The sequence below is a fragment of the Pulveribacter sp. genome (assembly GCF_032079985.1).
In the GTDB taxonomy this organism is placed as follows: domain Bacteria; phylum Pseudomonadota; class Gammaproteobacteria; order Burkholderiales; family Burkholderiaceae_C; genus Melaminivora.
The window spans coordinates 74,092-87,602 of the sequence record NZ_DAMATK010000001.1 but is presented as its reverse complement, the minus strand read 5'-3'; the positions used below and the strand labels follow the sequence as shown (position 1 = coordinate 87,602).

The window sequence follows — 13,511 nt, the reverse complement described above, 5'->3', positions numbered from 1 at the left end:
GCTCCTGGCGGCAGGGGAAAAGAGCCTTCCATTCTAGGATGGGGGGTGGCGCCCGGCCGGGGCGAAAAAAGCCCCGCCCGCGCCCTGGAGTACAGCGCAGGCGGGGCCGGGCATTCAGCCGGGTGTCAGGGCTTGGCGCCGGCCTCGAACTCGGCGCGCGACAGGCTGCCGTTGTGGTCCTTGTCCAGCTGCTTGAAGCGGTTGCCGATGGCGGGCAGCTGGGCGGCCTCGGCGGCGCTCAGCTGGCCGTCGCGGTTGGTGTCGGCGCGCTCGAAGGCGCTGGCGGTGGGTGAGCCGGCAGAGGCCGGGCCGATGGTGGGTTGGGCCGCGGGGGCGCTGGGGCCGATCTGGTATTTCGGCTGGGCGGAAGGCGCCGAGGCGGGCTGCTGGGCCTGCGCCAGTGCGCCTCCCATGCTCAGCGCTGCAAACAGCATCACGCTGCGGGCATCGAAGGAGGGGAGGTGTCGTCGTGTCGTCTGAGGCATCGATGCGATCTCCGGAGAGAAAGAGTGGAACAAGGCTTCATTGCATCGCAGCATGCGTTGCCGGGGCCAGCACTTTTGCCCGCTGTTTCCCCTGTCGCCAATGGCCCGGGAACTTGTAACGCACAATGCCCCGCTGCCTCTGACGCACAGGAAGGACAACGCACATGGGTAACCGACTGACACAGATAGCCACCCGCACCGGTGACGACGGCACGACCGGGCTGGGCAACAACACCCGCGTGTCCAAGAACAGCGGACGCCCGCACGCCATGGGCGACGTGGACGAGCTCAACTCGCACATCGGTCTGCTGCTGTGCGAGCCGTTGCCGCAGGACGTGCGCGAGCTGCTGATCGACGTGCAGCACCAGCTGTTCAACCTGGGGGGCGAGCTGTCCATCCCCGGCTTCACGCTGCTCAAGGACGATGCGCTGGCCCAGCTGGACCAGCAACTTGCGCACTACAACGCCCAGCTGCCGCGCCTGCAGGAATTCATCCTGCCCGCCGGCACCCGCGCCGCCGCGCAGGCCCACGTGTGCCGCACCGTGGCGCGCCGCGCCGAGCGCGCCGTGGTGGCGCTGCAGGAGGCCGAGGACATGCGCGCCGCCCCGCGCCAGTACCTGAACCGCCTGTCCGACCTGCTGTTCGTGCTGTCGCGCGTGCTCAACCGCATGGATGGCGGCGACGACGTGTACTGGAAGAGCGAGCGCCTGGCGCGGCAGAGTGCTACTGAATAGATAGCTGTCAGCGCTTGCTGGATAAGCGCCAGAGGCCAAAAACGCTCAAAAATCTGGCAACGCCAGCATAGGCGCTTACTCACCCCAGCAGAGGCCGTGGGTCCGGCTGCGCCGGCCCAGTGGCGTCGTCCCCCTGCGCGCGAAGTGCGCCAGAGAAGGGGGAAGCGGCGTAAGCCGCTCAGGGGGTTGGTTTGAGCACTGCCATGGTGATGCGCGACACGCATGTCGACTCGCCCGCGTCGTTGACCATCTCGATCTGCCAGACCTGCGTGGTGCGCCCGCGGTGCAACGGGCGGGCCGTGCCCGTCACCCAGCCGCTGGTGGCCGCGCGCAGGTGGTTGGCGTTGATCTCCAGGCCTACCGCGCGGTGGCCCGGCGGGCAGGAGCAGGCCGCACCGATCGAGCCCATGGTCTCGGCCAGCACCACGCTCACGCCGCCATGCAGCAGGCCATAGGGCTGGCGTGTGCGCTCGTCCACCGGCACGCGGGCGCGCAGCCAGTCCTCTCCCACCTCCAGGAACTCGATGCCCAGGTGCGACACGGCGGTGTTGGCGCCCATGGCGTTGAGCTGTTCGACGGTGATGGGCTGGGTCCAGAGAGTCGTCATGGCGTGAGTAGCGTAAGAAAAAAGGCACAAAGGGAGGGGCCGGGGGCTCCGTAGAATCCGCCCACCCGCGCCACGCCCGTGGGCGTCCATTATTGGCGGCGGCTGTCCACCCGCTGTCGCGCGCGCAACAATGGCCCCGGCGCCGTCGCTGCATGCTGCGCGGCCACGGCGCTTGCGCCTTTTTCTTCCTTCCTGCTCGTTCTTTTCGCCATGCAACGTCGTCAATTCGTCTCCCTCGCCTGCCGTACCGGCGCCGCCATGGCCGCCGCGCCCGCATTCCTGCCCAGCGCCCACGCGCAGGATGCGCCGGGCGTCACCGCGCGCAGCATCACCATCGGCTGCTCGGCACCGGTGACCGGGCCGCTGCTGGGCTTTGGCAACGAGATCCAGCAGGGCGCGGGCGCGGCCATCGCGCAGGTCAACGCGCGCGGCGGCGTGCACGGGCGCAACGTGCAGCTGCAGCTGGTGGACGACGGCTATGTGCCCGAGCGCACGCTGGCCAACGTCAAGCAGATCATTGCCCAGGGCAGTGCGCTGGCCCTGCTGTCGTGTGTGGGCACGCCCAACAACACGGCCATCCTGCCGGTGGTGGAGGAGGGCGGCATTCCCCACGTCGCGCCCCTGACCGGCGCGGCCTCGCTGCGCAAGGGCATGCGCAACACCTTCCACGTGCGCGCCAGCTACACCGACGAGGTGCAGCGGCTGATCGAGCGCCTGACCGGCATGGGCCTGAAAGGCCTGGGCGTGGTCTACCTGGACAACGGCTACGGCCGCGAGCTGCTGGAGGTGGCCACCACCTCGATGGAAAAGCTGGGCGTGAAGCCGGCCGTGCAGGTGGCCGTCGCCACCGACGGCAAGAACCTGCCCGAGGTGCTCAAGGCCGTGGCCGCGGGCCGGCCCTCGGCCGTGCTGCTGGCCACGGCCGGTACGGTGTCGGTCAACCTGGTGCGCGGCCTGAAGGCCCAGGTGCCCGGCGTGCTGATGGCCTGCGTCAGCGTCACGCTGCCCGGCTCCAGCCTGCCCCAGCTGGGTGACGACGGCAGCGGCATCGCGCTGTCCATGATCGTGCCCGACCCGCACCGCGGCAAACTGCAACTGGTGCGCGACTACCAGAGCGCCATGCGCGCCCAGGGCCACAACGAGCTCTCGCAGGGCAGCCTGGAGGCCTATGTGAACGCCCGCGTGCTGCTGGAGGGCCTGGAGCGCGCCGGCAAGGATGTGACGCCGGCCAAGCTGCGCACGGCGCTGGCCGGCATCCGCCAGCTCGACCTGGGCGGCTTCGTGGTGGACTACGGCGGCCAACCGCCCTACGTGGGCTCGCGCTTCCTGGATCTGGGCGTGCTGGGCGCCACCGGCCGCTTCATCGCTTGATGGGGACACCCCCCTGAGCGGCTGCGCCGCTTTCCCCCGCTCTCGCATTGCTGCGCAATGCGGGCAGGGGGACGCAGCCGTCGCTGCGGGGTGGCCCTTGCTCGGCTTCCCGCGCCTGGGGCGCGCGGCGCCCAGGCCTCAGGGCCGCATGCTGCCCGTTTCCAGATAGCGCTGGTGCCACGACAGCGCCTCGGCCAGGCGGTGCGGTGTGTGCTGCGCGCCGCTTTGGCGCGCGCGGTCGAAGTAGTCCTGCAGCAGCGGCCGCCAGTCCGGGTGGGCGCAGCGGTCGATGATCAGCTGCGCGCGCTGGCGCGGGCTCAGGCCGCGCAGGTCAGCCAGGCCCTGCTCGGTAACGATGATCTGCGTGTCATGCTCCGTGTGGTCCACGTGCGAGACCATGGGCACGATGCACGAGATGGCCCCGCCCTTGGCCGTGGAGGGCGTGACGAAGAACGACAGGTAGCCGTTGCGCGCGAAGTCGCCCGAGCCGCCAATGCCGTTCATCATGGCGCTGCCCATGAGGTGGGTGGAGTTGATGTTGCCGTAGATGTCCGCCTCGATCATGGCATTCATGGCGATCACGCCCAGGCGCCGCACCAGCTCCGGGTGGTTGCTGATCTGCTGCGAGCGCAGCACGATGCGCTCGCGGTAGAAACCGATGTGGTCGGTGAACTCGCGCATCGCCTCCTGGCTCAGCGAGATCGCCGTGGCCGAGGCGGCGCGCATCTTGCCCGTGCGCAGCAGCTCCAGCATGCCGTCCTGCAGCACCTCTGAAAAGCCCAGCAGGTCCTCGAACGGGCCGTCCAGCAGCCCGGCCAGCACCGCGTTGGCCACGTTGCCTACGCCGGACTGCAGCGGCAGCATGTTGCGCGGCAGGCGGCCCTTCTTCACCTCGTGGTCCAGGAAGTCGATGATGTGCCCGGCAATGGCCCTGGAGTCCGCGTCCGGCTTGGCGAAGGCCGTGTGCCGGTCGGCGTGGTGCGTGGGCACCACGGCGATGACCTTGGCCGGGTCCACGCGCAGGTAGGGCTCGCCGATGCGCTCGGTGGCCTGCTCCAGGTGGATGGGCTTGCGCCGCGGCGGAATGGCCGTGCCGTAGTAGATGTCGTGCATGCCCTCCAGGCCGGCGGGCGGCAGGGTGTTGACCTCCAGGATCACGTGCTCGGCGATGTCCAGCCAGGTCTTGTTGTTGCCCACCGCCGCCGAGGGGATCAGGCGTCCGTCGGGCAGGATGCCCAGCACCTCGATCACCGCCACGTTCAAAGGCCCAAGAAAGCCGAACCAGGCCTGCTGCGCCACGTGCGACAGGTGCACGTCCACGTAATCGATCTCGCCGGCATTGATGCGCTCGCGGCAGGCCGGGTCGGACTGGAAGGGCAGGCGCTGGGCGATGCCGCCCACCTTGGCCAGGGCGCCGTCCAGCTCGGGCGCGGTGGAGGCACCCGTCCACAGGTTGACCTTGAAGGGCCGGCCGGCCGCGTGCTCGGCCTCGATGCGCGCGGCCAGGGCCTGGGGCACGCGCTTGGGGTGGCCCGAGCCGGTGAAGCCGCTCATGCCCAGCGTGGCGCCGGCGGGGATCAGCGCCGCGGCCTGGGCGGCGTCCATCACGCGGGCGGCCATGCCGGGATGCTGGATGCGCGCGGCCGCCATGGCCGCCATGGCTTCGAAGGAAACAGGAGGGGAGGAAGGGGCAGAAGAGGAAGAAGAAGGCACGCGGGCTCCAGGCATTCGCTCGAACGGAAGGAAGCGGCATCTTAGCCAGGGTTAACCCGGGTGCGGCGGTTGTATACGATCGCGCCCTCATGCCCGCCTCTCTCCTTGCCTGCCCCTCCTGCCGCCAGACCATGGAGCAGCACCGCTTCGCCTCCGGGCACAGCGGCGACCTGGTGCTGGACGTGTGCTTTGCCTGCCAGGGCCTGTGGTTCGATCCGCAGGAGAACACGCGCCTGGCACCGGCCTCGGTGCTGGCGCTGTTCAAGCTGCTGCACGAGCGCCGCGGCGAGACCAGCCGCCCCGTGGCCGAGCGCCTGGGCTGCCCGCGCTGCCGCCAGGCGCTGGTGCGCGGCTACGACATGGCGCAAAGCGGGCGCTACGTCACCTACCGCTGCCCGCAGCGGCACGGGCGCTTCGGCACCTTCGGCGCCTTCATGGTGGAAAAGGGCTTCGTGCGCCATCTCACCAGCCTGGAGATCGAGGCCCTGGCGCAGCGCCTGGGCACCATCGCCTGCACGGCCTGCGGCGGCACGGTGGACATCCGCCGCGACCACGCCTGCCCCTGGTGCCGCTCGGCCCTGTCGCTGCTGGACCCGCAGGCGGTGCAGCAGGCGCTGTCGCGCTACGGCCAGGCGGCGAGCAACGCCGCGCCGGCCGGCGCCGGCCAGGCAGGCTCGCCCGAGCAACTGGCCGATGCCCTCATCGCCCTGGAGCGCAACCGCTCGCGCGAGGAGCGCGAACGCCAGCGCCAGCGGCTGGAGGGCGGCGGCAACGACCAGTTCGACCTGCTGAGCGCGGGCATCGAGCTGGTCTGGTCATGGTTCAGGCGCTGACTTTTGCTACTGAAAATATAGCTGCTTGCGCATGACCAGGGCGGGCTGTAGCTCGATTTCATGCAAATCGTGCCCGCCGCCACCCGGCGCGGTGCTGGGCAAACTGCCTACAGGGTCAGGGGAAGACTGTCCACGGGCCATTCCTGGTGTTCAGAAACACTAGAAGCATCACTAGCGACAGTTGAGGGGACGGCCCAAGGCTCTGCCGACAGCGCTGATCGAAGGCATGCCGGATCGGGCCAGGCAAGTTCATCCACCACCACCTTTTGCAGGAAAGCACACCATGTTGAAGACCGCCATCAAGACTCTCTCCCTGACCGCCGCCCTGGCCCTGTCCGCCACGGGTGTCTGGGCCCAGACCAACAGCACCTCGCCCAATAGCGACACCACGCCTCCGGTGGCGCCGTCGCCGCAGGGTAACTCTCCCGCACCCCAGGTCAGCAACAGCCAGGCCGCGATGGGCAACAGCGGCGCGACGGGCACGAACAACGGTGCCAATGCCAACACCGGTGCCAGCTCCATGAACTCCACCACCGGCAACAACACGGGCATGAGCGGCAACCAGCAGGCCGGCATGAATGACACCTCCAACAACCGCTCCGGCATGCGCGCAGCCCGCGCCGATCGCAACTAAGCATCTGCGCTCCCAGCCCCCGGATGCGCCATGGCTTCGCAAAAGGCGCATCCTGGCGGGCATGTACCCCCTCTTCCGTCCGTTTGAACCTTCCATGGCGCATCCGCCCCGACATGCCCGCGCAGCCCTGATGGCCGCAGCGTTGGGCGTCGCATTGGCCTGTGGCCTGCCGGCAGCTGCTGCTTCGGAGCACGGCCAGCAGCGCCACGGCCCCGCCCTGTCCGGCGAGGCGCGCGAGGTGCTCGACTGGGTGCGCGCCAGCGGCAACAACGCCGAGCTGCCCTTTGCGCTGGTGGACAAACGCTCTGCCGCCGTGCACGTCTTCGACGCCGAGGGCGCCTGGCAAGGCTCGTCTGTCGTGCTGCTGGGCCTGGCCCGTGGGGACCGTTCGGTGCCTGGCATCGGCGAGCGCCCCATGGCACAAATCGCGCCGCACGAGCGCACCACGCCGGCGGGCCGGTTCGTCAGCGAACCGGGCCAGAACCTGAAGGGCGAGGACATCGTCTGGGTCGACTACGACGATGCCATTTCCATGCACCGTGTGCGGGCCACCAAGGCTTCGGAGCGCCGGCTGCAGCGCCTGGCCAGCGCCACCATCAGCGACAACCGCATCTCCTACGGCTGCATCAACGTGCCGGTGGCGTTCTACGACCGCCTCGTCGCGCCCACGTTCGGGCAGCACGCCGGCGTGGTCTACGTGCTGCCCGAGACGCAGCCGGCGGCCGCGTTCTTCGGCTTCAGTCCCGCGACCGCGGCGCGCTGAGCAGGGCCGCCGGCTCGCCGCGCGACAGCAGCGCGTTGAGCAAGATGGCGCCGAAGGTGGCGGTGCCGATGCCGCCCAGGGCGAACTCGCCGAACTTCAGCGTGAACTCACCCGTGCCCAGGATCAGCGTGATGGCGGCCACCAGCAGGTTGCTGCTGCGCGAGAAATCCACCTTGTTGTCCACCCAGATCTTGGCGCCGGCAATGGCGATCAGGCCGAACACCACGATGGACACGCCGCCCATCACCGGCAGCGGAATGGCCTGGATCAGCGCGCCGAACTTCGGGGAAAAGCCCAGCAGCACGGCGATCAGCGCCGCCACCAGGAACACCGCTGTGGAGTAGATGCGCGTGGCCGCCATCACGCCGATGTTCTCGGCGTAGGTCGTCACGCCCGTGCCACCGGCGGCGCCGCTGACCATGGTGGCCACGCCGTCGCCGATGAAGGCCCGACCCATGTACTGGTCCAGGTTCTTGCCGGTCATGGCCGTGACGGCCTTGATGTGGCCCAGGTTCTCGGCCACCAGGATGATGACCACCGGCACGATCAGCAGCATGGCCGGCGCGCTGAACACCGGCGCGTGCAGCTGCGGCAGGCCCAGCCACGGCGCGGCGGCCACGCCCGACAGGTCCACCGGCTTGCCCAGCCCCAGGCCGTTGGTCAGCAGTGCGTAGGCGATGCTGGCCAGGATCAGGCCCACCAGGATCAGCAGGCGCTGCACCATGCCGCGCGTGAACACCGCCACCAGCGCTACGCAGACGAAGGTCAGCGCCTGCATCCAGGCCTCGAAGTTGTTGGCTGCCATGTTCTTGATGGGCACGCCGGCCAGGTTCAGGCCGATCACGGCCACCACCGCGCCGGTGACCACCGGCGGCATGAAGCGCTCGATCCAGCCGGTGCCGATCAGGTGCACTACCACGCCCACCAGGGCATACACCGCGCCGCAGGCGATGATGCCGCCCAGCGCCACGCCGATGTTGGCATTCGGCCCCGTGCCGGCATAGGCCGTGGCCGCGATGACCACGCCGATGAAGGCGAACGACGAGCCCAGGTAGCTGGGCACCTTGCCGCCGGTGATGAGAAAGAAGATCAGCGTGCCGATGCCGCTCATGAGCACGGCGAGGTTGGGGTCGAACCCCATCAGGATGGGCGCCAGTACCGTGGAGCCGAACATCGCGATGACGTGCTGCACGCCCATCAGCCCGGTCTGCGGCCAGGGCAGCCGCTCATCCGGACCTATGACCCCACCGGCGTGCAGCACCTCGGCGCCGCGCTCCTGCCATTGAAACCACCCCATAGCGTTGTTCTCCTGCCTGAAAAAGGTGGGGCGATGGTAGAGGGTTTGGTGCCCGGTTGTAAGTTTTAGGCAAAAAACGGCCGCAGCGCTTGACTGGCAAGCGCTGACAGCTATCAATAAGTGAGTGAAAGGCGGCCGCTCAGTGCCTGGGCTGCGCCGCCTGCGCGCGCCGCGCCTGCTTGGTGGCGTACATCGCTTGGTCGGCCGCGCGCAGCGCCTGCTGCGCCGTCATGGCGCCGGGGTCCACGGCCACCGCGCCCACGCTGGCGCCGGCGTAGTCGATGCGCAGGTCATCGGCCTCGAACGGCCCGACCGTGGCTGTGGCGATGCGCCGCGCGAAGGCCTGCACGGCGGCCGGCACGGCTTCGCCGGGTGCGGGGCCCGGGCCCAGCACCACGAACTCGTCGCCGCCGTGGCGCGCCGCCAGGTCCTGCGCCCGCAGCGCGCCCTGCAGGCGGCGCGCGGTGTGCACCAGAAACAGGTCGCCCATCTCGTGGCCGTGGACGTCGTTGATGGCCTTGAAGCCGTCCAGATCCACGAAGGCCACCAGCACCGTGGTGTGCTGGCGCTGGCCCTGGGCCAGCTGGCGCGCCAGGGCCTGCTCCAGCGCGCGGCGGTTGGGCAGGCCGGTCAGGGCGTCAGTGCTGGCAAAGCGCTCCAGGTGGCTGTTGGCCTGCATCAGTTCGTGCACCAGCTGCTCGCGTTCCACCTGCTGGGCGATCAGCCGGGCGAACAGCGCCAGCGTGTGCTGCGCCGCCGGCGCCATGGCTTGGCGGCTGGCGCTGGCCGCGCACAGCGTGCCGTACAGCCGCTCGTCCGACAGGCGCACCGGGGCGCTGGCGTAGGTCTGTATGCCCAGCGCCGCGGCAGCCTCCGAGTCGCCCCAGCAGGAGGCCACGTCCTCGGTCACGGGCCGGCCCTCGTCCAGCGCCCGCTTGCACAGCGTGTCGTGCCAGGGCACCGTCAGACCCTCGGGGATCTCCAGCGCGTGCTGCTGCGTGTTGCGCGCGTACAGCACGTGCTGCTGGCCGGCCTGCAGGTCGATGGTGGTGAGGTAGGTGGACTCCAGCCCCGTCACGTCCTGCAGCAGCTGCAGCAGCGGGCGGGTCAGTTCTTCCAGCGTGTGCGCGCGGGTGAGCGACTGGGCGAGCTGTTCGACGACGGCGGTCATGGCGCGGGATTATCGGCCGCGCCCTGCCGCGGGCCAGGCCGGGCGTCGCCCGGTGAGCTGGCTGACGATCAGCGCCTGCAGCGGCGCCAGGACGCGCGCGCCGGACAGCACCGCGCGGCGCGCCAGGCGCGGCAGCGCGCGGGTGTCGGTGTACAGCCGCACCACGGCGTTGGTGCCCTCGAACAGCGGCCAGGCGTGCAGGTGGTGGGCGCGGGCATAGCGGGCCAGCACGCGGGCTGCGCCGATGTCCTCGCCGCGCTCGCGCGCCTCGGCCAGCACCCGGGTCAGCGTGGCCACGCCGGACAGGCCCAGGTTGTAGCCGTGCGCCGTCACCGGGTGCATGCCCACGGCGGCGTCGCCCAGCAGGGCGCAGCGGGCGGCGGCAAAGCGCTGGGCGTAGACGGCAATCAACGGGTAGGCGTGACGCTCGCCCACCAGCTGCATGGCGCCCAGGCGGTGGCCGAACTGCTCGGCCACGCTGTCGGCGAAGGCCTGCGCCGGCAGCTGCAGCAGGGCCTGGGCCTGGGCGCTGTCGGCCGTGACCACGGCCGAGCACAGCGGCGCGCCGTCGGCCGGGTCGGCCGGCAGCGGCAGGATGGCCAGCGTGCGCTGGTAGCCAAAGCACTCGTGCGCCACCTCGCCGTGCGGCCGCTCGCAGCGCAGGCGGCAGACGATCACGGTGCGGCCGAAGTCCGTCATGGCCGCGCCGATGCCCAGCTGGCGCCGCGTGGCCGACAGCCGGCTGTCGGCGGCCACCACCAGCGGGGCGGTCAGGCGCTGCACGGGTGCCTGGGGCTGGTCCGCCAGGGTGTATTCGACGCTGGCCTGCGCCGCCGCGGCGGCCACGCGCAGCACGCGCGCGCCGGGCACCACGCGCACCAGTGGCGTGGTGCTGGCCACCTCCCAGGCGCTGCGGCGCAGGGCGTGGTTGGGCACGATCCAGCCCAGGTGGTCCACGCCCGTGCCGCCGGCGTGCAGGTCCAGAGCGCCGCGCCGGCCCACGGGGCCGTCGTGCACCTGGGCGGCGCGCAGCAGTCCGACCTCGTGCGCGGCCAGACGCTGCCAGCTGTCCAGGCGCGAGAGCAGGGCCACGCTGGGGTGGGTGAGGGCGATCTCGCGCCCGTCCGGCGCGGGCGCGGCCAGTTGCTCGCGGGCCTGCAGCTCCAGCACCGTGGCGCGCAGGCCGGCCTGGCCAAGGCTGGCCGCCAGCGACAGCCCGGCCGGGCCGCCGCCCACGATGAGCACGTCGCAGTCGGGGGGCGTAGGGGAAGGATTCGGGTCGGTCATGGCAGCAGGCAAGCAAGCGGGGCAGGAAGAAGGGCGGCGCCTGGGCGCCATTGTCCGCAGCGGGGCGCGCCCCGCCTTGGCCTGGGTCAAGAGGCGCGGCCGGGTGCGGCCTCTTCCTACGCTGCCGTTTCAGGGCCGTCGGTAGAGTGAAAAGCCTTGCAACTGCCGAGCAAAGGAGCTGACATGCGCGTGGATCTGTACCGCCGAGCCGAAGCCGAGGGGCGCTTTTCCCACCTGGTTGTGCCGGAAGGCCGCCCCATCCCCCAGGAGGCCATCAACACCGACTGGAACTGCGAGGCACGCGGCACGGAGATGGACGAGACCCAGGCGCACTGGGATCGCTACGGCATCCCCGAGCCCGGCCGCCAGCTGAGCGAGAAGGGCTACGCCATCACCAGCGTGGACGAGCAGCCGCGGCGCTGAGCCCCTGTCGCCAACTGCGCAGCGCGCCTGCCATGCAGGCGCTACGCTGGCGCCATGGAGACAACGACCAGCACCCCCCACGCTTCGCGGGCAGCTACGCCCCGCGTCCCGCAGATCCGCCGCTACCAGGCGTGGCTTCAAGCCCGTCACGGCCTGGCCTTCGATGACTACGACGCCCTGTGGCGCTGGTCGGTAACCGAGCTGGACGCGTTCTGGCAGAGCATCTGGGACTATTTCGACATCCAGTCGCCCACACCGCACAGCGCGGTGCTGGCGTGCAACGTCATGCCGGGCGCGCAGTGGTTCCCTGGGGCACAGGTGAACTACGCACGCCAAGTGCTGCGCCATGTGGAGCCGGCCCATGCCGCCGGCCAGCCGGCGCTGATCGCCCGGGGCGAAGGCGGCCGCCAGAGCGAGCTGTCCTGGCCCGAGCTGCGCCGCCAGGTCGCCGCGCTGGCCCTGCATCTGCGAGCGCAGGGCGTGCAGCCGGGCGACCGGGTGGCCGCCTATCTGCCCAACATTCCCGAGACCATCGTCGCCTTCCTGGCCTGCGCCAGCGTCGGCGCAGTGTGGAGCGTGTGCGCCCCCGACATGGGCACCAGCGCCGTACTGGACCGCTTCCGGCAGATCGAGCCCAAGGTGCTGCTGGCCGTGGACGGCGTGGCCTACGGCGGCCGCGCTCTGGACCGCACGGGCGTGCTGGCCGAGCTGCGCGAACAGCTGCCCAGCGTGCGCCACGTGGTGCTGGTAAACCACCTGGATGCATCAAAAACCATAGCTGGTTGCGCAAACTGGACAAGCGTCACAGCCCGAAATGACCATGAAGTGGCCGACTTCGAGCCGCTGTGGCTGCCCTTCGACCATCCGCTGTGGATCGTCTACTCCAGCGGCACCACCGGCCTGCCCAAGCCCATCGTGCACGGCCACGGCGGCATGGTGCTGGTCATGCTGCAGCTGGGCACGCTGCACAACGACATCGGCTGCAGCTACGACCCTTTGAGCCTGGGCGAGCGCTTCCACTGGTACAGCACCACCGGTTGGATCATGTGGAATGCCCAGGTCGGCGGCCTCCTGGGCGGCACCACCTGCGTGCTGTACGACGGCAGCCCCGGCGGCAGCAAAGACCGGCCCGACTGGACCGTGCTGTGGCGCATGGCGGCCGAGACCGGCGTCACCTTCTTCGGCGCCGGCGCCGCCTTCTACGCCAACTGCATGAAGGCCGGCATCACGCCCGCGCAGTGCGGCGACCTGTCGGCCGTGCGCGCCCTGGGCAGCACCGGCTCGCCGCTGTCGGCCGAGGTGCAGCAGTGGGGCAGGGATTTCATGGCGGGCGCGGGCGTGCCCCAGGTCTGGTGGTGCAACATCTCTGGGGGGACGGATTTCGCGGGCGCCTTCATCGGCGGCAACCGCGAGCTGCCGCAGACCCCTGGCCGCATGCAGTGCCGCATGCTGGGCGCCGCCGTCGAGGCCTGGGACGACGGCGGCCAGCCGGTGCTGGACGCCGTGGGCGAGTTGGTGTGCACCCAGCCCATCCCCTCCATGCCCCTGTACCTGTGGGGCGACGAGGACGGGGCGCGCTACCACGCCAGCTACTTCGAGATGTACCCGCCCGGCCAGGGCCGGCGCCCCGGCGGCGGCGACCTGGGGCCCGAGGCCGGCAGCGTCTGGCGCCACGGCGACTGGATCGAGATCGGCTCGCCCGCCCACCCCGGCTGCGTCATCTATGGCCGCAGCGACGCCACCATCAACCGCCACGGCCTGCGCATGGGCACCAGCGAGATCTACAGCGCCGTCGAAGCCCTGCCCGAGGTGCTGGACAGCATGGTGGTAGACCTGGAATACCTGGGCCGAGACAGCTTCATGCCGCTGTTCGTGGTGCTGCGCGAAGGCAGCGCGCTGGACGAGGCCTTGAGCGAACGCATCCGCGCCGCCATCCGAAGCGCTTTGAGCCCGCGCTTCGTGCCCGACGCCATCGTGCAGGTGGCCGAGGTGCCACGCACCCTGAGCGGCAAGAAGCAGGAGCTGCCCATCAAGAAGCTGCTGCTGGGCCAGCCCCTGGAGCGCGTGGTCAACCGCGACGCCATGGCCAACCCGGGGTGCCTGGACTGGTACGTGACCTACGCCCAGCGGCGCGGGCAGGGCTGAAAGCGGCGCGCAACAACGCTACGGTGTCCGACAGCGCCCGCGCCGCCA

At 70.5% G+C, this 13,511-nt stretch carries 13 protein-coding genes; 7 read left to right on the top strand and 6 right to left on the bottom strand.

The window, feature by feature from the left end; all coding sequences use genetic code 11:
• Positions 1-125 precede the first annotated feature (125 nt).
• The gene (locus tag RT282_RS00440) at positions 126-485 is read right to left on the bottom strand and encodes an EF-hand domain-containing protein (protein WP_313311078.1); all 360 of its coding nucleotides are present in this window, start codon (positions 483-485) and stop codon (positions 126-128) included.
• 164 nt (positions 486-649) lie between these two features.
• Here RT282_RS00440 and RT282_RS00435 point away from each other — a divergent pair, with 164 nt between their 5' ends.
• Positions 650-1,219: a cob(I)yrinic acid a,c-diamide adenosyltransferase gene (locus tag RT282_RS00435; RefSeq protein WP_313311076.1), complete on the top strand. Its 570-nt coding sequence runs from the start codon at positions 650-652 to the stop codon at positions 1,217-1,219.
• A 178-nt stretch (positions 1,220-1,397) separates the two neighbouring features.
• Here the strand turns inward: RT282_RS00435 and RT282_RS00430 are convergent, their stop codons facing one another.
• On the bottom strand, positions 1,398-1,826 hold the full coding sequence (locus RT282_RS00430) for a hotdog fold thioesterase (protein ID WP_313311075.1): 429 nt from the start codon (positions 1,824-1,826) through the stop codon (positions 1,398-1,400).
• Between the two features lie 210 nt (positions 1,827-2,036).
• Here RT282_RS00430 and RT282_RS00425 point away from each other — a divergent pair, with 210 nt between their 5' ends.
• On the top strand, positions 2,037-3,197 hold the full coding sequence (locus tag RT282_RS00425) for an ABC transporter substrate-binding protein (protein ID WP_313311073.1): 1,161 nt from the start codon (positions 2,037-2,039) through the stop codon (positions 3,195-3,197).
• Positions 3,198-3,335: 138 nt separating this feature from the next.
• Here the strand turns inward: RT282_RS00425 and RT282_RS00420 are convergent, their stop codons facing one another.
• The gene (locus tag RT282_RS00420; protein WP_409519457.1) at positions 3,336-4,847 is read right to left on the bottom strand and encodes an acetyl-CoA hydrolase/transferase family protein; all 1,512 of its coding nucleotides are present in this window, start codon (positions 4,845-4,847) and stop codon (positions 3,336-3,338) included.
• Between the two features lie 152 nt (positions 4,848-4,999).
• On the opposite strand from RT282_RS00420, the gene RT282_RS00415 reads away from it, so the two are divergent.
• From RT282_RS00415 to RT282_RS00405, 3 genes are all read left to right on the top strand, one after another.
• Positions 5,000-5,743 (top strand): zf-TFIIB domain-containing protein, encoded by a 744-nt coding sequence (locus RT282_RS00415; protein ID WP_313311071.1) that lies wholly within the window; start codon positions 5,000-5,002, stop codon positions 5,741-5,743.
• 283 nt (positions 5,744-6,026) lie between these two features.
• On the top strand, positions 6,027-6,377 hold the full coding sequence (locus RT282_RS00410) for a hypothetical protein (RefSeq protein ID WP_313311070.1): 351 nt from the start codon (positions 6,027-6,029) through the stop codon (positions 6,375-6,377).
• Positions 6,378-6,471: 94 nt separating this feature from the next.
• Complete coding sequence (locus RT282_RS00405) at positions 6,472-7,140, top strand: hypothetical protein (protein ID WP_313311069.1); 669 nt, start codon at positions 6,472-6,474, stop codon at positions 7,138-7,140.
• On the opposite strand, the gene RT282_RS00400 is transcribed toward RT282_RS00405, so the two are convergent.
• The 3 genes from RT282_RS00400 to ubiM all read right to left on the bottom strand — a co-directional run bounded on the left by RT282_RS00400 (position 7,115) and on the right by ubiM (position 10,895).
• Positions 7,115-8,437 carry a solute carrier family 23 protein gene (locus tag RT282_RS00400; protein ID WP_312756895.1) on the bottom strand — a complete coding sequence of 441 codons (1,323 nt, stop codon included), beginning with the start codon at positions 8,435-8,437 and terminating at the stop codon, positions 7,115-7,117. The two genes, RT282_RS00405 and RT282_RS00400, sit on opposite strands and share 26 nt — an antisense overlap.
• Before the next feature lie 139 nt (positions 8,438-8,576).
• A complete protein-coding gene (locus RT282_RS00395; RefSeq protein WP_313311067.1) occupies positions 8,577-9,608 on the bottom strand; it encodes a sensor domain-containing diguanylate cyclase in 1,032 nt (343 codons plus the stop codon).
• A gap of 9 nt (positions 9,609-9,617) precedes the next feature.
• The gene (gene ubiM / locus RT282_RS00390) at positions 9,618-10,895 is read right to left on the bottom strand and encodes a 5-demethoxyubiquinol-8 5-hydroxylase UbiM (protein WP_313311066.1); all 1,278 of its coding nucleotides are present in this window, start codon (positions 10,893-10,895) and stop codon (positions 9,618-9,620) included.
• Between the two features lie 183 nt (positions 10,896-11,078).
• Between ubiM and RT282_RS00385 the strand changes: the two genes are divergently transcribed.
• Positions 11,079-11,318: a DUF6139 family protein gene (locus RT282_RS00385; RefSeq protein ID WP_312303989.1), complete on the top strand. Its 240-nt coding sequence runs from the start codon at positions 11,079-11,081 to the stop codon at positions 11,316-11,318.
• Between the two features lie 54 nt (positions 11,319-11,372).
• Entirely contained in the window at positions 11,373-13,463 is a 2,091-nt protein-coding gene (locus tag RT282_RS00380; RefSeq protein WP_313311064.1) for an acetoacetate--CoA ligase, read from the top strand.
• The last annotated feature ends 48 nt before the right edge of the window (positions 13,464-13,511 follow it).